At 33.6% G+C, this 20,964-nt stretch carries 15 protein-coding genes and 5 tRNA genes; 13 read left to right on the top strand and 7 right to left on the bottom strand.

The features are described from left to right. Window positions 1–2: 2 nt before the first annotated feature. Complete coding sequence (locus B4H69_RS15595; protein WP_114998290.1) at window positions 3–1,142, bottom strand: methionine aminotransferase; 1,140 nt, start codon at window positions 1,140–1,142, stop codon at window positions 3–5. Window positions 1,143–1,249: 107 nt separating this feature from the next. Between B4H69_RS15595 and B4H69_RS15590 the strand changes: the two genes are divergently transcribed. The 4 genes from B4H69_RS15590 to B4H69_RS15575 all read left to right on the top strand — a co-directional run bounded on the left by B4H69_RS15590 (window position 1,250) and on the right by B4H69_RS15575 (window position 6,928). Beyond that, window positions 1,250–3,100: a DNA topoisomerase IV subunit B gene (locus tag B4H69_RS15590; RefSeq protein ID WP_280045422.1), complete on the top strand. Its 1,851-nt coding sequence runs from the start codon at window positions 1,250–1,252 to the stop codon at window positions 3,098–3,100. Window positions 3,101–3,226: 126 nt separating this feature from the next. Next, complete coding sequence (locus tag B4H69_RS15585) at window positions 3,227–3,649, top strand: hypothetical protein (RefSeq protein WP_280045421.1); 423 nt, start codon at window positions 3,227–3,229, stop codon at window positions 3,647–3,649. A 4-nt stretch (window positions 3,650–3,653) separates the two neighbouring features. Further along, on the top strand, window positions 3,654–6,221 hold the full coding sequence (locus B4H69_RS15580; RefSeq protein WP_291094821.1) for a DNA gyrase/topoisomerase IV subunit A: 2,568 nt from the start codon (window positions 3,654–3,656) through the stop codon (window positions 6,219–6,221). Continuing rightward, a complete protein-coding gene (locus B4H69_RS15575) occupies window positions 6,221–6,928 on the top strand; it encodes a rhomboid family intramembrane serine protease (protein ID WP_038334968.1) in 708 nt (235 codons plus the stop codon). The genes B4H69_RS15580 and B4H69_RS15575 overlap by 1 nt, the downstream gene beginning before the upstream one ends. Before the next feature lie 67 nt (window positions 6,929–6,995). Here the strand turns inward: B4H69_RS15575 and B4H69_RS15570 are convergent, their stop codons facing one another. Further along, window positions 6,996–7,628 carry a C40 family peptidase gene (locus B4H69_RS15570; protein WP_038334971.1) on the bottom strand — a complete coding sequence of 211 codons (633 nt, stop codon included), beginning with the start codon at window positions 7,626–7,628 and terminating at the stop codon, window positions 6,996–6,998. Window positions 7,629–7,846: 218 nt separating this feature from the next. Between B4H69_RS15570 and B4H69_RS15565 the strand changes: the two genes are divergently transcribed. The 5 genes from B4H69_RS15565 to B4H69_RS15545 all read left to right on the top strand — a co-directional run bounded on the left by B4H69_RS15565 (window position 7,847) and on the right by B4H69_RS15545 (window position 8,879). Next, window positions 7,847–7,918, top strand: a tRNA-Glu gene (locus tag B4H69_RS15565). Window positions 7,919–8,012: 94 nt separating this feature from the next. After that, the gene (gene rpsT / locus B4H69_RS15560) at window positions 8,013–8,267 is read left to right on the top strand and encodes a 30S ribosomal protein S20 (protein WP_038334974.1); all 255 of its coding nucleotides are present in this window, start codon (window positions 8,013–8,015) and stop codon (window positions 8,265–8,267) included. Window positions 8,268–8,279: 12 nt separating this feature from the next. Then, window positions 8,280–8,351, top strand: a tRNA-Glu gene (locus B4H69_RS15555). Window positions 8,352–8,637: 286 nt separating this feature from the next. Then, window positions 8,638–8,709: transfer RNA gene (locus B4H69_RS15550), tRNA-Glu, on the top strand. 98 nt (window positions 8,710–8,807) lie between these two features. Further along, window positions 8,808–8,879, top strand: a tRNA-Glu gene (locus tag B4H69_RS15545). A gap of 131 nt (window positions 8,880–9,010) precedes the next feature. Here the strand turns inward: B4H69_RS15545 and B4H69_RS15540 are convergent. Further along, window positions 9,011–10,747, bottom strand: a complete 1,737-nt coding sequence (locus B4H69_RS15540; RefSeq protein ID WP_291094926.1) for an ABC transporter ATP-binding protein — start codon at window positions 10,745–10,747, stop codon at window positions 9,011–9,013. Between the two features lie 177 nt (window positions 10,748–10,924). Between B4H69_RS15540 and B4H69_RS15535 the strand changes: the two genes are divergently transcribed. Continuing rightward, window positions 10,925–12,346, top strand: a complete 1,422-nt coding sequence (locus B4H69_RS15535; RefSeq protein WP_180905690.1) for a hemolysin family protein — start codon at window positions 10,925–10,927, stop codon at window positions 12,344–12,346. A gap of 50 nt (window positions 12,347–12,396) precedes the next feature. Here the strand turns inward: B4H69_RS15535 and B4H69_RS15530 are convergent, their stop codons facing one another. Together B4H69_RS15530 and B4H69_RS15525 are read right to left on the bottom strand one after the other, a co-directional pair. After that, on the bottom strand, window positions 12,397–13,104 hold the full coding sequence (locus B4H69_RS15530; protein ID WP_180905689.1) for a 3'-5' exonuclease: 708 nt from the start codon (window positions 13,102–13,104) through the stop codon (window positions 12,397–12,399). Continuing rightward, window positions 13,079–14,284: a serine hydrolase domain-containing protein gene (locus B4H69_RS15525; RefSeq protein ID WP_180905688.1), complete on the bottom strand. Its 1,206-nt coding sequence runs from the start codon at window positions 14,282–14,284 to the stop codon at window positions 13,079–13,081. Before B4H69_RS15525 ends, B4H69_RS15530 begins: the two co-directional genes overlap by 26 nt. Before the next feature lie 135 nt (window positions 14,285–14,419). Between B4H69_RS15525 and B4H69_RS15520 the strand changes: the two genes are divergently transcribed. From B4H69_RS15520 to B4H69_RS15510, 3 genes are all read left to right on the top strand, one after another. Next, entirely contained in the window at window positions 14,420–15,022 is a 603-nt protein-coding gene (locus B4H69_RS15520) for a superoxide dismutase (protein WP_038334988.1), read from the top strand. A gap of 70 nt (window positions 15,023–15,092) precedes the next feature. After that, on the top strand, window positions 15,093–15,449 hold the full coding sequence (folB, locus tag B4H69_RS15515) for a dihydroneopterin aldolase (protein ID WP_180905687.1): 357 nt from the start codon (window positions 15,093–15,095) through the stop codon (window positions 15,447–15,449). Window positions 15,450–15,501: 52 nt separating this feature from the next. Then, a tRNA-Cys gene (locus tag B4H69_RS15510) sits at window positions 15,502–15,572 on the top strand. A gap of 118 nt (window positions 15,573–15,690) precedes the next feature. On the opposite strand, the gene B4H69_RS15505 is transcribed toward B4H69_RS15510, so the two are convergent. Together B4H69_RS15505 and B4H69_RS15500 are read right to left on the bottom strand one after the other, a co-directional pair. Next, on the bottom strand, window positions 15,691–17,955 hold the full coding sequence (locus tag B4H69_RS15505) for an aconitate hydratase (protein WP_280045419.1): 2,265 nt from the start codon (window positions 17,953–17,955) through the stop codon (window positions 15,691–15,693). Between the two features lie 203 nt (window positions 17,956–18,158). Next, window positions 18,159–20,921 (bottom strand): bifunctional aconitate hydratase 2/2-methylisocitrate dehydratase, encoded by a 2,763-nt coding sequence (locus tag B4H69_RS15500; RefSeq protein WP_180905685.1) that lies wholly within the window; start codon window positions 20,919–20,921, stop codon window positions 18,159–18,161. Window positions 20,922–20,964: the final 43 nt, after the last annotated feature.

The raw sequence follows: 20,964 nt of genomic DNA, 5'->3' as shown, positions 1-20,964 counted from the left end.
TTCTACAAACTTTTCAAATTTTCTAAAGCCATTAAAAGTGTTTCATCCTTTTTAGCAAAACAAAATCGGATTACTTTGTTATCTGTTTTATCATGGTAAAATGCTGAAATTGGTATTGTCGCAACTTTATTTTTGATGGTTAACTGTTTTGCAAACTCATCATCAGATAAATCACTTATTTTAGCATAATTTGCACTTACAAAATAAGTTCCTTCGCAAGGCAAAACTTCAAAATTTGTTGAAGCTAAACCTTTAACAAATAAATCTCTTTTTTGTTGAAAAAAATCATTCAAATGCAAGTAATGATCAGGTTTTTCTAAATAATCTGCAATTGCATATTGTGATGGTGTATGCGTAGAAAAAGTATTGAATTGGTGACATTTTCTAAACTCTTTCATCAATTCTTTTTCGGCTAAAATATAACCGATTTTCCAACCAGTTATGTGAAATAATTTTCCGAAAGAACCTACGATGAAAATCTTGTCTTTTACTGATTTTAATTTTGCAAAACTTTGATGCGATTTTCCATCAAATGTAATGTGCTCATAAACTTCATCTGCAAGCAAATAACAATTTGAATCTTTTAGGATTTGTTCAAATTGTTTTAAATCATTTTCGGATAAAATTTTTCCAGTTGGATTATTCGGATTATTAACGATAATCAATTTCGTTTTATCATTAATTTTTTTCTTCAATTCTTCAAAATCGATAGAATATTCAGGATATTTTAGCTGAATTGGAACAATTTTTCCTCCAAATAATTCAACCGTTGGTTGATATAAATCGTAAGCAGGTTCAAAAATAATTACTTCATCATTTGGATGAATTAATGTAGAAACAACATTAAAAATCGCTTGACTTGCACCACTCGTAATGTTAATTTCATTCTGAAAATCGTAATCAGATTGATAAAGATTAGAATATTTTTCTGAAAGTAATACACGCAATTTTTCGACGCCAGTCATTGGCGCGTACTGATTGTAATTTTGTGTTGAATAATAATTTAAACGACTAATTAATTCAGAATCTGCATTAAAGTCAGGAAAACCTTGCGCTAAATTAATCGCTTGATGTTCATTTGCCAATTGACTCATTACCGAAAAAATGGTTGTCGAAACATTGGGTAGTTTAGATTTTATCATATTGGTAAATTAGGTCGTTTTTGCTCAAAATCAAAACAATGAACCTTAATATTTTTAGGAAATTTTTTCTTATTTTTGTAAAACTCGTTTAACACTCAACAACTCAAATGTCAGAATTAGATCAACAAGTAAATTATACGGAAGACAATATCAAAACCCTTGATTGGCGCGAACATATTCGCATGCGACCTGGGATGTATATTGGGAAGCTGGGAGATGGTTCGTCTCAAGATGATGGAATTTATATTTTGTTGAAGGAGATTGTAGATAACTGTATCGATGAATTTGTGATGGGTGCAGGAAAAACAATCGAAATTAATCTGCGCGAAGATGAGGTAACGGTTCGTGATTATGGACGTGGAATTCCGCTTGGAAAAATGGTTGACGCCGTTTCTAAGATGAATACAGGTGGTAAATATGATTCACAAGCTTTCAAAAAATCGGTTGGTTTAAATGGTGTTGGTACAAAAGCTGTAAATGCGTTGTCAACATCGTTTCGAGTGCAATCTATTCGAGATGGAAAAACACGTATTGCAGAGTTTGAGCAAGGGATTTTAGCAAATCAAGAAGATGAAAAAGAAACATCTTTACGAAAAGGAACTAAAATTACATTTATCCCAGATAAATCGATTTTCTTGAATTTTAAATTCAGAAAAGAATATGTAGACAAAATGTTGAAAAACTATGTTTACTTAAATCCAGGATTGAAAATTATTTTCAATGGAGAAGAATTCTTTTCGAAAGATGGTTTGAAAGATTTATTGAAAGATAATATCGAGGAAGAAACAATTTATGATATCATCCATTTGAAAGGAGAAGATATCGAAATTGCGATGACGCATAGCTCGAAATCATATTCGGAAACGTATTATTCTTTTGTGAATGGACAAAATACAACGCAAGGAGGAACGCATTTAACAGCTTTCAAAGAAGCGGTTGTGAAAACGGTTCGCGAATTTTATAACAAAAATTACGATCCTGCGGATATTAGGAAATCAATTATTGGAGCAATCTCGATCAAAGTAATTGAACCCGTTTTTGAATCACAAACCAAAACTAAACTTGGGTCGAATGAGATTGGACCAGGAATGACAACGGTTCGTACGTTTGTTAATGATTTTATCAAAACAAATCTTGACAACTTTTTACACAAAAATACAGAAGTTGCGCAAGCATTAGAACGTAAAATTAAACAATCGGAAACGGAACGAAAAGAACTTTCTGGAATTCGAAAATTAGCGCGTGATCGAGCGAAAAAAGTTAGTTTACATAACAAGAAATTGCGCGATTGTCGTCAACATTATAACGATCCAAAAGCGGAATTACGTTTAGATACAACTATTTTTATTACCGAGGGAGATTCGGCAAGTGGATCGATTACCAAAAGTAGAAGTGTAGAAACGCAAGCGGTGTTTAGTTTGAGAGGAAAGCCGTTGAATTCATATGGTTTGACAAAGAAAATCGTTTACGAAAACGAAGAATTCAATCTTTTGCAAGCGGCGCTAAATATCGAAGAAGGATTAGAAGATTTACGTTACAATAATGTTGTAATTGCAACTGATGCTGACGTCGATGGAATGCATATTCGTTTGTTGATTATTACATTTTTCTTACAATTTTTCCCAGAATTAATCAAAGAAGGTCATTTGTATATTTTGCAAACGCCACTTTTTCGTGTGAGAAATAAAAAGGAAACACGTTATTGTTATTCTGAGCCTGAACGTATAAAAGCGTTGGAAGAAGTTAAAAATCCTGAAATTACACGATTCAAAGGATTAGGTGAAATTTCGCCAGACGAGTTCAAGCATTTTATCGGAAAAGATATTCGTTTAGAGCCTGTAATGATTGGAAAAGATCAAACTATCGAAAGTCTTTTAGAATTTTACATGGGAAAAAATACACCAACTAGACAAGAATTTATTATTAACAACTTAGCCATAGAATCTATTAAAAATTAAATAAAAACCAAACCAATCCTAACCTAAAAACACCTATCAATTATGAAGAAAAATAATAAAAAGGTCATTCAGTTGTTCAAAATACTGAATCTCACCATCGTTATTTTAATCATTCTAAACCTTATTATGTATACCGGTATTTTACCTTACAAGTATCACATAATACCACCTTATGTTGTCGCAATTTTTATAGCATTACTTATTTATGTAAGCTATAAAAGTGGAAATCAATTTTTTGCAATCGACACAAAAGGTGAAACCATAACTTTTGAAACGAAGAATGTAGGATTTTTATCCTTCTTAGATTCAAAAACAAACAAAATCGATTTACCGAAATATAAATTGATCAAATACGATTTTCAGAAAGGAATTCTTTCAAAGAACGTTGTCTTTTATATTAACAGTAAAAAGAATCCTACCAATTTAACAAAAGTCAAATTTCGTTTAGCATTCATTTCTAATCGAAATATTAATATTATTTTGACTGAATTAGACAAAATTGTAGAGTCTAATTGTATGATCAAAAACAATGTAGAAGTAGCTATTTAACATGATGCAAGACAATCAAGAGAGCATCAAGAAGGTTTCTGGTATGTACCAAGAATGGTTTCTTGATTATGCCTCTTATGTAATTTTAGAACGAGCAATTCCATCTATTTACGATGGTTTGAAACCAGTTCAGCGTAGAATTTTACATTCAATGCGCGAGTTGGAAGACGGACGATATAACAAAGTTGCGAACATTGTAGGAAATACGATGAAATATCACCCACATGGTGATATGGCGATTTCTGATGCAATGGTTCAAATTGGTCAAAAAGAATTGTTGATCGATATGCAAGGAAACTGGGGAAATATCTACACTGGTGACCGAGCGGCTGCGTCGCGTTATATCGAAGCTCGATTGACTAAATTTGCGTTAGAAGTTGTCTATAATCCAAAAACTACAAAATGGCAACCGTCTTATGATGGTCGTAATAAAGAACCAATCGATCTTCCGATCAAATTTCCTTTGCTTTTGGCACAAGGAGTGGAAGGAATTGCAGTTGGTTTGTCAACAAAGATTTTACCGCACAATTTCAATGAGTTAATTGATGCGTCAATTTTACATCTGAAAGGAAAGAAATTTCAAATCTTCCCAGATTTTTTAACATCTGGTTTGGTTGATGTTTCTGACTATAATGATGGATTGCGTGGAGGTAAAGTGCGTATTCGTGCAAAGATTTTGCAAGAAGATAAAACGACGCTAAAAATTACGGAAATTCCTTACGGAACAACGACAGGATCTTTGATTGATTCGGTTTTGAAAGCCAATGATAAAGGTAAAATCAAGATCAAAAAGATTGAAGATAATACAGCGGCTGAAGTTGAGATTTTAATTCATCTTGTTCCAGGAAGTAGTCCAGACAAAACAATTGATGCATTGTATGCATTCACGGATTGCGAGATTTCTATTTCGCCAAATGCGTGTGTGATTAATGAACAAACACCAGAATTTTTAACAGTTTCTGAAATTTTAATTCACAATACAAACAATACAGTTGAATTGTTGAAAAAAGAGTTAGAAATTGAGTTAGATGAACTGCAAGAACAATGGCATTTTTCTTCGTTGGAACGAATTTTTATCGAGAATAGAATTTATCACGATATCGAAGAAGAAGAAACATGGGAAGGTGTAATTTCTGCGATTGATAAAGGGCTGAAGCCACATATTGCGCATTTAATTCGTCCAGTTACGGAAGAAGATATTACGCGTTTAACAGAAATTCGAATCAAACGTATTTCAAAATTTGATTTAGATAAAGCACAACAATTTATTGAATCATTAGAAGATAAAATCGAGAATGTAAAACATCATTTAGCAAATTTGATTGATTATGCGATCGATTATTTCAAAAACCTAAAGACAAAATACGGAAAAGGAAAAGAACGTAAAACAGAAATTAGAACATTTGATACGATTGATGCGACAAAAGTTGCCGTTGCAAATACACGTTTTTATGTGGACAGAAACGAAGGTTTTATCGGAACTTCATTGAAAAAAGACGAGTATTTATTCGAGTGTTCTGATATTGATGATATTGTGGTTTTCAAACATGATGGTTCGATGATTGTGACAAAAGTTGATGCAAAAACTTTTGTTGGAAAAGGAATTATTCATGTCGGAATTTGGCACAAAAATGATAAACGTACTATTTATAACTTGATTTATCGCGATGGTAAAAATGGTCCGGCTTATCAAAAACGTTTTGCTGTAACAGGAATTACGCGAGACAAAGAATACGATTTAACGGCTGGTAACAAAGGTTCGGAAGTGTTGTATTTTTCAGCGAATCCAAATGGTGAAGCGGAAGTTGTATCAATTATTCTGAAAACTCATCAACGAATCAAAAAGTTAAAATTCGATATAAATTTTGCTGATTTAGCGATTAAAGGTCGTGCATCAAAAGGTAATTTAGTGACAAAATATCCAATCAAAAAAGTAGAATTGAAAGAGGAGGGAGTTTCGACTTTAGCGCCTCGTCAAATTTGGTTTGATACGGATACAAAACGTCTAAATGCCGATGGATTGGGACTTTTATTAGGTTCTTTCAAAGGTGATGATAAAATTTTAACGATTAATAAAAAAGGTGAAGCGAAATTGGTTTCGTTTGATTTGAGTAATCGTTTTGACGAAGATTTAGAGATTATCGAGAAATGGAAACCTGCAAAACCGATTTCTTGCGTGTATTATGATGCAGAAAAAGATCGTTATTTCGTGAAACGTTTTCTTTTAGAAGATACCTTTTCTCCACAAGCTTTTTATACGTTAGAAGATGGTAAATCTTCAATCAAAGTTGTTTCGACCGATTATTTACCAGTTATTGAGTTGATTTTCCCGAAAGTAAAAGGTTTAGAAAAAGAACCAGAAGTAATAAATTTAGAAGAATTTATTACCGTTAAAGGAATCAAAGCGCAAGGAAATCAATTGACAACGTATAAATTAAAGCAAATTAATGTGTTGGAACCGCTTCCTTTCGAAGAACCTGAAGAAGAGGAAGAACCAGAAGAAGAGCCGCAGCCGACGCTATTTGATGCAATTGAGGAGAATAATAATGAAGAAGAAAATATAGAAGAATAATGGGAGATATCTCTATTGTGGCATTAGTCGTTATTGGACTGAATGTTTTGGTAAGTTGGAAAGGTTTTAACGATTTAGCTTTCTTTGAAAAATATAAATTCCAAGTTGGGTCGATATTATATAATAAGGAATACTATAGAATTTTAAGTTCAGGATTTTTGCATGTTGATTTCACTCATTTGTTATTCAATATGTTAACTCTTTACTTTTTTGCAAATCCTGTTATCGGATTTTTTGCGAGTCCAGAAGGATTTTTATTAGGCGACTTTTCGAATGCTAAACTAAATGTAGGTTACGGAATGTTTCTTTTAGTTTTTTTAGCATCGGTTATTGGCGGAAATCTATTGTCGTTGTTAATTCATAAGAAAGAAACTTTTTATTCGGCAGTAGGAGCTTCAGGCGGAGTAACAGGAATTTTGTTTGCTGCGATTGCAGCTTTTCCTGAAATGGAGTTAAGATTGTTTTTTGCTTTACCAATTCCAGCTTGGATTTTCGGAATATTATATTTAGGATATTCAGTTTACGGGATGAAAACTAATTTAGGTAACATCGGACATTCAGCACATTTAGGTGGAGCAATTGTGGGATTATTATCTGCAATATTATTTTATCCAACGATTTTACAAATCAATATGTATTATATTTTAGGAATGATTGTTCCATTAATTGTATTATTTGTGATGATTTTACGAGAACATCGAAAATAAAAAATAAGACATAAAAAAAGCATCAAGTAATCTTGATGCTTTTTTTTATGATAATGAAATTATACTATTATAATATTCTTTTTACGTATAAGAATTTTGGTCCCCAATATCTATCATTTAAAGAAGATACCATAACGCCTTGAGAAGTAGATGAATGAATGAATTCTAAAACTCCATCTTTATTTCTTCCATGAACAATTCCTACATGCGAAACTCTACCACGACCTCTTGTTGCAAAGAAAACTAAATCTCCTTCTTTTGCTTCGTCTGTACTAACTGTAAAGCCTTCTCTTGCCTGATCAGCAGATACACGAGGTAAATTTTTATTGAAAGTTTCGAAAACGTTTCTAACAAAGGCAGAACAATCAATACCACTTCTTGTTGTGCCTCCGTATCGGTAAGGTGTACCAATATACGTTTCTGCTTCTTTTAATAAAAACCCTGCAAACAATTCATTCGTTTCTTCTAAAACGCTGTTTAACACAACCATAGATTTCGCTTCATCGTTAATTTCTATTGGTGTAACATCTAAATTGGCATGTTTATTGATTATTTTAGCTTGAGCTTCAATAGCTCTTGGTTTCGGTACGAAACTTCTCGAAGAATATTCTGTAGCTTCACTAACTGGGGTTAAAGATGAACATGATGTAATAAACATCGTGCAAACCACTGCAGCTACACCTAATATCGATGCTTTCATATATTGAGTATTCGTTTGTATAAATTTTAATAGCACCGCTAAAGTAATTGTTAAAAATATAACTCATTATATATAAGAGATGTTTTGACAAAATATTAACTTCCTTAACATTTTTTAACAAAAATCTATTCAAAAAAACTTTCAAATAAATTTGGAACTACAAAAAATAGTTCTACATTTGCACTCGCTTTTCACAACAAGTGGTTAAGCCGTCATGCGGCCCATTCGTCTAGTGGTTAGGACATCAGGTTTTCATCCTGGAAACAGGAGTTCGATTCTCCTATGGGCTACATAAAAGTGTTTTAGAAAATTATTAAATTAATTTGGCGAGATAAAATATTTGTTTATATCTTTGCCGAACTAAAATAGAAAGAGATTTAAGTTATGGCAAATCATAAGTCAGCATTAAAAAGAATTAGACAATCAGCGGTAAGACGCGATCGTAATAAATATTATCACAAATCAGCTCGTACAGCTATTAAAGCTTTAAGATCTGAGTCTGATAAAAATGAAGCAGAAACAGTTTTTCCAAAAGTTTCTTCAATGATTGATAAGTTAGCAAAAAGAAACATTATTCACAAGAATAAAGCTTCAAACTTAAAATCAAAGTTAGCAAAACATATTGCGGGATTAGCTTAATAAAATAAAAGTGGTCCCTTCGTCTATCGGTTAGGACACTAGATTTTCATTCTAGAAAGAGGGGTTCGATTCCCCTAGGGACTACAAATTAATAGATGGATTGCATTATTGCAATCTTTTTTTTCCTTGTTCATAGTTGTTGATTTTTTAAACAACCAGTAGAATACTGTGTAAAGGAAATTGTTTTTTGTGTTTTGTTTGTAAAGGTTAATCATAATGTTTAGATGATTAATCGGGAATGAAAATGTCGCTGTATAATTCAACTTGGTTCAAATTATTAGAATTATACATCGACTTTTCTACAACTCCCAACACAAAATGACGTTCATTCAAAATAAAGAATATTCGAATTAATTAATTCATATTAAGTGGTCCCTTCGTCTATCGGTTAGGACACTAGATTTTCATTCTAGAAAGAGGGGTTCGATTCCCCTAGGGACTACAATTTGACTTGATTAAAAAAAATAGTATAAAATTTTCGGAAATTGTTTGGTAATAAAAAATAAACGTTTATTTTTGCACCACAATAATACGAAAGGAGGTCCCTTCGTCTATCGGTTAGGACACTAGATTTTCATTCTAGAAAGAGGGGTTCGATTCCCCTAGGGACTACAAATAAGCATTCAGATTTGGATGCTTTTTTTATTTTGAAATAGTTTAGTTTATATTGATTTATTGCGATCAATAAAAAAGCGTTTGAGGAAATAAACTTCAAACGCTTTTTGCTTTTATACAGATTCATTTTATAGCTTTGGAATCGCTTCTATCAATTCTTTGGTATAGTTTGTTGTCGGATGCGCATAAACCTTGTCTGCATCGTTCAATTCTTTCATTTCTCCGTGTTGCATCACCAATAATTGATCGCTCATATATTTTACAACCGCCAAATCGTGCGAGATAAATATATAGGTAAATCCAAATTCTGTTTTCAAATCATTTAATAAATTCAAAACTTGTGCCTGAACAGAAACATCCAACGCAGAAACAGATTCATCACAAATGATAAATTTAGGATTTAAAGCCAAAGCACGAGCAATCCCGATACGTTGACGTTGCCCACCAGAGAATTCGTGCGGATATTTGTTCAAATCTTGATCTGATAAACCCACTTTTTGTAAAAGAGATGAAGCCGTTTTTAATCGCTCAGCTTTATTCAGACCAATATTATGCACTTGCATTGGTTCTGTAATAATTTGCGCAATGGTTTGGCGAGGATTTAAACTTGAATATGGATCTTGGAAAATAATCTGAATTTCTCTTCTTAATTTACGAATTTGCTCTTTTTTTAGTTTCGTAATATCTATACCATTATAATAAATTTCGCCGGCAGTTGATTTTTCTAATAACAAAACCGTTCTACTCAAGGTTGTTTTTCCAGAACCCGATTCGCCAACCAAGCCCATTGTTTCACCTGGATATACTTTGAACGAAATATCATCTACAGCTTTTACATTCGGGATTGTTGCATTTCCAAATAAAGTCGAAGGATAGAAGTATTTCTTCAAATTCTTAACCTCTAAAATTGGAGGATTTGCATAAATTTTTTCGTGAAAAGTTTCGCGTTCTTCTTCTGTATAGATCTCAGTTTCGAAATTTGGATTTTCTAAGAAAACGTTTACCGTAGGTAAACGTTTTGCACGTTCATCCAATCGAGGTCGACAAGCAATTAATCCTTTTGTATAATTTTCTTTCGGATGATTAAAAATTGTTTCTACATTTCCTTGTTCCACAACATCACCACGAAACATCACCAAAACTTCTTCACAAACATTAGCAATCACGCCCAAATCGTGAGAAATAAACAACATACTCATGTTATTTTTTTCTTGTAATTCTTTCAATAAATCTAACGTCGCTTTTTGTACTGTAACGTCCAAAGCAGTTGTAGGTTCATCGGCAATCAATAATTTCGGCTCGCAAGAAATCGCCATTGCAATCATTACACGTTGCTTTTGTCCACCAGATAATTCGTGCGGATAAGCTTTATAAATACGTTCGGGATTTGGTAATTTCACTTGTTCAAAAAGATGAAGAACTTTCTTTTTAGCTTCTTCTTTCGATAAATTTTGATGCAAACGAATCGCTTCCTCCACTTGTTCTCCGCAACGCAAACTTGGATTTAGAGAAGTCATCGGTTCTTGAAAAATCATTCCGATTTCATTTCCTCTTATTTCTTCCAGTTCTTTAGGTGAAAGTTTAAGCAAATCTATCATTTTATCATCTTGACGAAAAAGAATTTCACTTTCGGGATGAATTATCGCATTAGGAGACAATAAACCCATAATAGCTAATGAAGTTAACGACTTTCCAGATCCAGATTCTCCAACAATTCCTAATGTATCACCTTGTTCTACTTTGAAATTGATGTTATTCAGAACTTGTTTATCTCCAAAAGAAATTGATAAATTTTTGACCTCGATAATATAATGTAAATCTTGCTTTTGCATGGCAAATTGTTGCTTGGTAAATGAAGTGGAAATTTAGTGATTTTTTAGTCATTTTCTCGAATCAATAATTTCTAAGATTTTGTATTTATAAATTTTGTAATTTTGCTACGAATCAAAACGTTGTGATTTTTAATTTTTTTTATTAATTTAGATGTATTGATTTACTGACTTATAAAAACTTATAACAAGTCAGTTTTTTAAATTCGAAGAATGGATACATACTCCCAGATTTCGACATTGTTTTTAGTCGCTAATCACAATGTCGCCGATGAAATTTCTGTAGCAAAACTTTTGCTTACAATTTTCCTTGTTTTATTAAATGGTTTTTTCGTTGCAGCCGAGTTTGCAATTGTAAAAGTACGTTCGTCACAAATTGAAGTTAATCAAGATATTAACGAAAGAACTTCAAATGCTGCAAAACGAATCGTTAATCATTTAGATTCTTATCTTGCCGCAACACAGTTAGGTATTACATTAGCTTCGCTTGGTCTTGGTTGGGTTGGAGAAAGCTCTTTAACGCCTGTAATCGTAAAACTTTTTGAAGTAGTTGGTTTAACTTCTCCTTCATGGACAGCGATTGCGCATAATGTTGCGTTTCCAGCAGCTTTCGTTATCATTACTATTTTGCACATTGTTTTTGGTGAATTAGCACCGAAATCTATCGCAATTCAGTATCCAACGAAAACTACATTTACAGTAGCTTGGCCACTTCGTGCATTTTATTTTGTTTTCAAACCGCTTATTGTGTTAATGAATGGTTTGGCAAATGTAATTCTTCGTGCGATTGGAATTCATCCTATTCATGGAGGTGAAATTCACACAGAAGAAGAGTTGAAAATGATTATTACAGAGAGTTCTGAAGGTGGAGCAATTGAGGAATCTGAGCGTAATTTAATTCAAAATGTGTTTGAGTTTGATGATCGTCGTGTGATGAATATTCAAACTTTACGAAAAAATGTTTCTGCAATTAATATTAATACTTCTGTAAAAGATGCATTAGATTATGCGATTAACGAAGGTTATTCGCGTTATCCAGTTTACGAAGAAGAATTTGATAATATAAAAGGTGTCATTTACGCAAAAGATTTAATCAAGCAATTGTTAGAAAATCCAAATCAAACTGAAATTGAAGGATTGTTGCGTGAGCCAATTTTTATTTCAGAAAATGCGTTGATTAAAAATGTAATGAAACAATTTCAGAAAAAACATATGCAAATTGCAATTGTAACAAATGAAGTTGGTGAAGTTGCAGGGATTGTTTCGATGGAAGATATCTTGGAGGAATTGGTTGGAGAAATTCAAGACGAATATGATAACGAAGATCCTATTGTTTCTCGTGTTTCTGAAGGTGTTTATAATATAAATGCACACAATGCGATAAGCGATATTAATCGTTTAGTGCCGTTTAGATTCGAAGAAAGCGAACATTATGATACGTTGGCTGGATTGATTTCTGAATGTTATCCTGATAAGGAATTAACGGAAGGAGATTTGATTGATTTGGAAGAATATACAGGAACAATTATCAAAATGTACCGAAACTCTGTTGAACAAGTACAATTGAAAGTGAAAGATGAATTGATTGAAAACTTCCGCGATGAACCAGATTCTGCAGAAGATGATGAAAATTAATCATTAAATATAAAAACAAAAAAATCCGCTTTATAGCGGATTTTTTGTTTTTATAAATCTTCTTTTCGTTGTAAAGGTTGATCGTAGCGCATTTTCCTGAAAACATTAATCAAGGTTACAACATCTTTTTCACAATAATCTTTGATGCGTTCTACATTGTTTTCATCGTAATATACACGCGCAACTTGCGAACCATCGATATCATCTTTCGGAGTAGGAATTTCGAAAACATTTGCCAATAAATCTAATGATGTAAAGTTCTTGTAATCACCAAATTTCCATAACTCCATTGTGTCCAAATGCTGAACTTCCCATGGTTTTTTACCAAATAATTGCAAAATAGCTGGAATTTCAATTTGATTAATCATCATTCGGCGAGCGATGTACGGAAAATCGAATTCTTTTCCGTTGTGCGCACATAAAATATGATCAGGCTTAAAAAAGTTTTCAATCAACATTGAATTGAAATCTTCTAACAATTTTTTCTCATCATGTCCATAAAAACTTTTGATGTGAATAAAAGAATCTTTGACAACAATTCCGACCGAAATACAGACTATTTTCCCGAATTCTGCCATAATTCCAGCGCGTTCGTGGTAAAATTCTTCAGGAGAAATCTCGTTATTATTGCGTTGATAAGCTGTTTTCTTTTCCCAAAGAGCTTGTGTTCTTTCAGTCAAAAGATTCCAATCATCAGTTTGTGGAACCGTTTCTATATCTAAAAATAATATTTTACTGTAAGGAATTCGTTGGATCATTTTCTTTCACTTTTTGATTAATTCGTATCGCTTCGTCTACCAATCGATAAACATCACCATCTGCAATTGGACGATTATTTGGCTGATCATTGTGTGTTTTTCCAGTTCGAACAACAACTAATTTTTCTGAAGGAATTACAATGATACGTTGTCCCAAATGTCCTAACATCGCATAAAAAGACGTTTTGTAATTGTAATCCATCCAAACTGAATAACCATAAATTTTTGGTTCATTTGGTCCGAACGCTTTTTTGTTTGGTAAAACCATTTTCTGAACAAATGTTGAATCCAAAATTTGTTTTCCGTACCAATTTCCATCATTCAATAATAATTGTCCAAGTTTTGCAAAATCTCGCGCTGTCGCATTGAAGCAACAATAGGTTTTCTCCATTCCTTTCGGATTATCTTTCGACCATTGCGCATCTAATTCCATGCCCATTGGTTGCCAAAATTCTTCTTGAAAATATTGTGATAACGATTTATTTTTCACTGCGCGTTCAATCACAATTCCTAATAATTGCGTGTCACTCGATTGATATTTGAAATGTCCGCCAGGTTGAGAAACAAATTTTCGATCTAACATTTGTTTAACGATATCATCGCCATAATACGCTTTTGCAGTAGGATTGAGCGGAAAATAATAATCTTCGTCCCAATCATAACCAGATGTCATCGCAGATAAATCGCCAACTGTACATTCAGCTCCATATTTATCATCTTTAAATTCTGGAATGAAATCTGTTATTTTTTGATCTAAACTTTTGATATAACCTTGCTCAATCGCTTTTCCTAACATCATTGTTGTGAATGTTTTCGCCATCGAAAAAGAATTGGTAATATCATTTTGCGCATATCCATTAAAATAATATTCGCTCAAAATTTGATTATCTTTTATAATAACCAATCCAGCAGTTCCGAAATCGTTCATCTCTTTTTCGAAGTTAGCTGACAACGGAAATTGATTATAATCTAAATGTTGATGCCAAACTCGCGGTGCACCTGCCAAAATTACATTGTTATCAAAATCTTTGTAATCGTTGATATTTGCAGTGCTTTCACCTTTCATATAGGTTAATTTTACGCCACGAAAAATGTAGTCATTCCCTGTTGCATAAAGAATTAGGATTAATACACAAATGATTATGATGAACCATTTTATTATTTTCCAAAGTATTTTCATTTCAAAAATTTAGAATCTTTTACTAAAATAAGCTTTTACTATTAAATAATGTTAAAATTCTATCATTTCGGAATCATATTTGTTGAGTTATTGTGTATCTTTATACAAGAAAATTAAATCTAAAAAATAAATATTATGGCTTTTGAATTAGCAAAATTACCTTATGCATTTGATGCATTAGAACCTCATATTGACGCAAAAACAATGGAAATTCACCATGACAAACACCATGCTGCGTATACAAATAACTTGAATGCTGCTATTGAAGGAACTGATTTAGCAAACGCTACAATCGAAGAAATTTTAGCAAAAGGAACTGACAAACCAGCTGTTCGTAACAATGGTGGTGGTTTTTACAATCACAATTTATTCTGGGAAATTTTAACTCCAGGTGGTGCTAATCAACCAACTGCAGAAGTTGCTGATGCAATTAACGCTGCTTTTGGATCTTTTGAAGCTTTCAAAGATGAGTTTTCTAAAGCTGCTGCAACACGCTTTGGCTCTGGATGGGCTTGGTTAATCGTAAAAGATGGAAAATTAGTTGTAACATCAACTCCAAATCAAGATTCTACTTTGATGCCTGTTGCTGATGTACAAGGATTTCCTGTTTTAGGATTAGATGTTTGGGAACATGCTTATTACTTAAATTACCAAAACCGTCGTCCTGATTATATCGAGGCTTTCTTCTCTGTAATTAACTGGGATAAAGTTGCGGAAAGATTTGCATCTGCAAAATAATAAGGTTTAAAAAAATTAAACAATACAAGACTTGTGTAGAAATACGCAAGTCTTTTTTTATCTTTGAACTATGGGAGTAATTATTTTAGAAAATATAAAAATATATTCGAATCACGGATGTTTAGATGAAGAAGCGCGCATTGGTTCTGATTATTTGGTTGATTTGGAAGCGCATGCAGATTTTACGAAAGCAACAGAATCGGATGAATTGGTTGATGCTTTGGATTATGTTTCGTTAAATAAAATTGTGAAGGAAGAAGTAGGTATTCGTTCAAAACTTTTGGAACATGTTTGTAAAAGAGTGTTAGATCGTATAGGTCAAGAACTTACGAATGTTACATATGCAAGAGTAAAATTATCAAAGCTGAATCCTCCTATTGGTGGGCATGTAGAAAAAGTGAGTGTTATTTTAGAAAAATCGTATTAAACTTTTTTTTTCTGAAATTATTGCTATATTTGCAGTCCAAAAGAACGGGAATGGTTCCTTGACCGAGAGGCTAGGTAGCGGTCTGCAAAACCGTCCACAGCGGTTCGAATCCGCTAGGAACCTCAAAAGCTCTAATCAATTTGATTAGAGCTTCTTTTTATAAAAGAATTATTTACAGAATTCAATAAAAAAAGCCGATGTAGAAATACATCGGCTTTTACTTTTTATGTTGAAATAATTGTTACGCTTGTTGCGCTTTAATTAAATTTAATGCTGATCCAGCTTTGAACCATTCAATTTGTTGTGCATTGTATGTATGATTTGCTACAACTAAATCTTTAGATCCATCTGCATGAACAAACTCGATTGTCAAAGGTTTTCCTGGTGCAAATTCTGTTAAGTCTATAAAGTTGATTGTATCATCTTCTTGTACTTTATCATAATCTGCTTTATCCGCAAATGTCAACGCTAACATTCCTTGCTTTTTAAGATTTGTTTCGTGGATACGTGCAAAAGAACGTACTAATACTGCTACAGCACCTAAATGACGTGGTTGCATTGCCGCATGCTCACGAGAAGAACCTTCTCCGTAGTTTTCGTCACCAACAATTACAGAAGGTACACCTGCCGCTTTATATGCACGTGCAGTGTCTGGAACTGGTCCGTATTCTCCTGTTAATTGATTTTTAACTGAATTTGTTTCTTGATTGAATGCATTTACAGCACCAATCAAAGTATTATTCGAAATATTATCTAAGTGTCCACGGAAACGTAACCAAGGTCCAGCCATAGAAATATGGTCAGTTGTACATTTACCAAATGCTTTTATTAATAATTTAGCACCCATAATGTTTTCACCATTCCAAGGTTTGAAACCTTCTAATAATTGTAAACGCTCAGAATTTGGATTTACGATCACTTCTACACGAGAACCGTCTTCAACTGGTGCTTGATATCCATTATCTTCGTAAGCATAACCTTTTGTTGGTAATTCCTCTCCTTTTGGAGCATCTAACATTACTTCTTCACCAAATTTATTGATTAATTTATCTGTTAATGGATTAAAATCTAAACGTCCAGAAATTGCAATCGCTGCAACCATTTCAGGAGATGTTACGAAAGCATATGTATTTGGATTTCCGTCCGCACGTTTTTTGAAGTTACGGTTGAATGAGTGAACGATTGTATTTTTTTCTTCTTTATCCGCTCCTTCACGATCCCATTGACCAATACAAGGTCCACAAGCATTTGTAAAGATAACTGCATCTAAATCCTCGAAAGTTTTTAATAAACCATCACGATCGGCTGTATAACGAACTACCTCAGAACCTGGGTTAATTCCGAAAGATGATTTTGCTTCTAAACCTTTGTCTAAAGCTTGTTGCGCAATCGAAGCAGCACGCGTCAAATCTTCGTAAGAAGAGTTTGTACAAGAACCGATTAATCCCCATTCAACATCTAAAGGCCAACCATTAGCTGCTGCAGTTTCTTTCATTTTAGAAACTGGTGTCATTAAATCTGGCGTAAAAGGACCATTCAAACGAGGCTCTAATTCAGATAAGTTGATTTCAATTAATTGATCATAGAAGTTTTCAGGATTTGCATAAACTTCATCATCAGAACGTAAATAAGATTTGTGAGCATTTGCAGCATCTGCTACATCATTACGATCAGTCGCTCTTAAATATCTTTCTGAAGCATCATCATAAGCGAAGATTGAAGTTGTTGCTCCAATTTCTGCACCCATGTTACAAATTGTTCCTTTACCTGTTGCAGATAAAGACTCAGCTCCTTCTCCAAAATACTCTACAATTGCTCCTGTTCCACCTTTTACAGTTAAACGTCCAGCAACTTCTAAAATAACGTCTTTGGGAGCAGCCCAACCAGATAATTTACCTGTTAATTTAACTCCGATTAATTTTGGCATTTTTAATTCCCAAGCCATTCCAGACATTACGTCAACAGCATCGGCACCACCAACACCAATTGCTACCATTCCTAATCCACCTGCATTTGGCGTATGAGAATCGGTACCAATCATCATTCCTCCTGGAAATGCATAGTTTTCTAATACTACTTGGTGAATAATTCCTGCACCTGGTTTCCAGAATCCAATTCCATATTTATTAGAAACTGATTCTAAGAAATTAAATACTTCTGATGATTTATTGATTGCTTCTTGTAAATCGGTTTTTGCTCCAACTTTAGCTTGAATCAAGTGATCACAGTGAACCGTAGAAGGAACAGCCGTTTTTGTTTTTCCTGCTTGCATAAATTGCAACAAAGCCATTTGAGCAGTTGCATCTTGCATTGCTACACGATCTGGCGCAAAATCTACATAAGATTCTCCTCTTGTATACGCTTGCGTTGGTTTTCCGTCAAACAAGTGAGCATATAAAATTTTTTCTGAGTACGTTAAAGGTCGACCTACGATAGTTTTCGCAGCATCTACACGTTCTTGCATTTTGGCATAAACGCCTTTAATCATATTTATATCAAATGCCATAATAATTGATTTATTTAATTGGTTTTAATTTATCAAAAAACATACCCCAATATACTGAATTATTTAATATTTAACGTGTATAAATGGTTAATAACCTTATTTAAATCAATTCTAACTTATTTATTTGCAAGATTATATATTTATAACAAAAAAAAGGCTAACACCGAAATGTTAGCCTTTAATATATCATTTTCTACGAACGATTAGTTCATTGAAATTGGTTTAAACTTTGTTAAGTTGATACCTTCTACAGCAGCTTTATATTCTTCAATATTAGGAATACGTCCTAAAATCGCTGATAAAACAACTACTGGAGTTGATGCTAATAAAGATTCTCCTTTTTTACCATCTCTATCCTCAACCACACGACCTTGGAATAAACGTGTAGATGTCGCCATTACTGTATCTCCTTTTTCCGCTTTCTCTTGGTTACCCATACATAAGTTACAACCAGGACGCTCTAAGTACATAATGTTTTCGTATTCTGTACGCGCAGTAGATTTTGGCAATAAGTCACTAAACTCAAATCCTGAGTATTTTTGTAACATTTCCCAATCACCTTCTGCTTTCAATTCGTCGATGATGTTGTAAGTAGGCGCCGCAACAACTAAAGGAGCTTTGAACTCAACTTTACCATTCGCTTTTTCTACATTACGTAACATTTGAGAAACGATTTTTAAATCGTCTTTGTGAACCATACAAGATCCTACGAAACCTAAATCTACGTGTTTATCTCCACCATAGTAAGTTAAATCGCGGATTGTATCGTGTGTATAACGTTTAGAAACATCAGCATTGTTTACGTCTGGATCGGCAATCATTGGCTCTTCGATAATATCTAAGTCGATTACTACTTCAGCGTAATATTTAGCATTTGCATCTGGAGTTAAAGCAGGTTTAGCACCCGATTTAATTTCTTCGATACGTTTGTTTGCTTTGTCGATTAATCCTTGTAACACTTGGTTTTTGTTGTCCATTCCTTTCTCGATCATGATTTGGATACGAGATTTCGCAATTTCTAACGATTGGATTAATGTATCATCTTGAGAAATACAGATAGATGCTTTCGCTTTCATTTCTGCAGTCCAGTCTGTAAATGTAAACGCTTGATCCGCTAATAATGTACCGATGTGTACCTCGATGATACGACCTTGGAATACATTCTCACCGTCAAATTGTTTCAACATTTGAGCTTGAGTAGCGTGAACCACATCACGGAAATCCATGTGTTGTTTCATCTCTCCTTTGAATGTTACTTTTACAGATTCTGGAATTGGCATAGAAGCTTCACCAGTTGCTAAAGCTAATGCTACAGTTCCTGAATCGGCACCGAAAGCAACACCTTTAGACATACGTGTGTGCGAGTCACCACCAATGATAATCGCCCATTCGTCGATTGTAATATCATTCAATACTTTGTGGATAACGTCAGTCATTGCATGATACTCACCTTTAGGGTCACGCGCTGTAATTACACCGAAATCATTCATAAATTTCATCAATTTAGGAATATTAGCTTGTGCTTTTTTATCCCAAACTGAAGCTGTGTGACATCCTGATTGATAAGCACCATCTACTGTTGGAGCGATCACTGTAGCAGCCATTGCTTCTAACTCTTGCGATGTCATCAAACCAGTTGTATCTTGAGAACCAACAATGTTTACTTTAACACGAACGTCAGAACCAGCATGTAAAACTTTTCCTGGAGTAGATCCTACTGCATTATTATTGAAGATTTTTTCAACTGCAGTTAAACCTTGACCATCATTTGAAATCTCTTTTGAAGGAGCGAAAACTGCTGGAGCTTCGATACCTAAAGTTTGAGCAGCAAATGTTTGGATTTTTTTACCAAAAACGATTGCGTAAGAACCACCCGCTTTGATAAATTCCATTTTTTGAGGAGTCAATGATCTTGAAATATCAATTAACTCTTGGTCTCCATTGTATAATTTTTGAGTTTTTGTATTGATTGTTAAAACAGTACCTGTAGCAACTGAATAAACTTCTTCTAAAACAGGATCGCCCGCTTCGTTACGAACTACATCACCGTTTGCATCAACTTGTTTTTTCCAGTTTTTCAAATCGATTCCGATACCTCCTGTTACATCAACAGTTGTTAAGAAAATTGGAGAAATTCCGTTTGTACCTGCAACAATTGGCGCAATATTTACGAAAGGAACGTAAGGCGATGCTTGTTTTCCTGTCCATAAAGCCACGTTGTTAACACCTGACATACGAGAAGAACCAACTCCCATTGTACCTTTTTCAGCAATTAACATCACAGAAGCATCAGGATGTTGCGCTTGTAATGCTTTAATTTCCGCTTGAGCAGCTGGCGTAATCATACATTGGCCGTGCAATTCTCTATCAGAACGAGAGTGCGCTTGGTTACCTGGAGATAATAAATCCGTAGAAATATCACCTTCAGCAGCAATGTAAGTAACTACTTTAATTTCTTCTGCAACTGCTGGTAATTCAGTAAAGAACTCTGCTTTTGCATAACTTTCTAAAATATCTTTTGCGATTGCATTTCCTGCTTTAAAAGCATCAGCTAAACGCGCTGTATCTGCATCGTATAAGAAAACTTGTGTTTTAAGAACTTCAGCAGCTTGTTTTGCAATTGCTTCGTCGTTTCCTAAAGCTAAGTCTAAAAGAACCTCGATAGATGGTCCTCCTTTCATGTGAGATAACAATTCGAAAGCATAAGCTGGTGTAATTTCAGCAACTGTAGCTTCTCCTAAAATAATCTCTTTTAAAAATTTTGCTTTTACACCTGCAGCAGAAGTTGTTCCTGGCAATGTGTTATAGATAAAGAATTTAACAGAATCCTCGCGGTATTCGTTGTTAACATCTTTAATTTGATTAATGATTTCACTTAGTAATTCTGCACCATCAATTGGTTTTGGATGTAAACCTTGACCTTTTCTTTCTTCAATCTCGTTAAGATACTCTTGGTAAAGACTCATAATTATCTATCTTTTCTTTTTAATATTAAAGATTGTTTAAAAC

The sequence above is a fragment of the Empedobacter sp. UBA6745 genome (assembly GCF_002453775.1).
GTDB lineage: Bacteria > Bacteroidota > Bacteroidia > Flavobacteriales > Weeksellaceae > Empedobacter > Empedobacter falsenii_C.
The sequence above is the reverse complement of the archived record's forward strand: the minus strand, read 5'-3'. Positions and strand labels throughout refer to the sequence as shown.

Excerpts from the sequence above, each read along its gene's own strand:
- rpsT (WP_038334974.1), top strand. The coding sequence starts at position 8,013 with ATGGCAAATCATAAGTCAGCATTAAAAAGAATTAGACAATCAGCGGTA.
- B4H69_RS15520 (WP_038334988.1), top strand. The coding sequence starts at position 14,420 with ATGGCTTTTGAATTAGCAAAATTACCTTATGCATTTGATGCATTAGAA.
- B4H69_RS15595 (WP_114998290.1), bottom strand. The coding sequence starts at position 1,142 with ATGATAAAATCTAAACTACCCAATGTTTCGACAACCATTTTTTCGGTA.
- B4H69_RS15535 (WP_180905690.1), top strand. The coding sequence starts at position 10,925 with ATGGATACATACTCCCAGATTTCGACATTGTTTTTAGTCGCTAATCAC.
- B4H69_RS15575 (WP_038334968.1), top strand. The coding sequence starts at position 6,221 with ATGGGAGATATCTCTATTGTGGCATTAGTCGTTATTGGACTGAATGTT.
- B4H69_RS15500 (WP_180905685.1), bottom strand. The coding sequence starts at position 20,921 with ATGAGTCTTTACCAAGAGTATCTTAACGAGATTGAAGAAAGAAAAGGT.
- B4H69_RS15525 (WP_180905688.1), bottom strand. The coding sequence starts at position 14,284 with ATGAAAATACTTTGGAAAATAATAAAATGGTTCATCATAATCATTTGT.
- B4H69_RS15530 (WP_180905689.1), bottom strand. The coding sequence starts at position 13,104 with ATGATCCAACGAATTCCTTACAGTAAAATATTATTTTTAGATATAGAA.
- B4H69_RS15585 (WP_280045421.1), top strand. The coding sequence starts at position 3,227 with ATGTATACCGGTATTTTACCTTACAAGTATCACATAATACCACCTTAT.
- B4H69_RS15590 (WP_280045422.1), top strand. The coding sequence starts at position 1,250 with ATGTCAGAATTAGATCAACAAGTAAATTATACGGAAGACAATATCAAA.
- B4H69_RS15505 (WP_280045419.1), bottom strand. The coding sequence starts at position 17,955 with ATGGCATTTGATATAAATATGATTAAAGGCGTTTATGCCAAAATGCAA.
- folB (WP_180905687.1), top strand. The coding sequence starts at position 15,093 with ATGGGAGTAATTATTTTAGAAAATATAAAAATATATTCGAATCACGGA.
- B4H69_RS15570 (WP_038334971.1), bottom strand. The coding sequence starts at position 7,628 with ATGAAAGCATCGATATTAGGTGTAGCTGCAGTGGTTTGCACGATGTTT.
- B4H69_RS15580 (WP_291094821.1), top strand. The coding sequence starts at position 3,654 with ATGCAAGACAATCAAGAGAGCATCAAGAAGGTTTCTGGTATGTACCAA.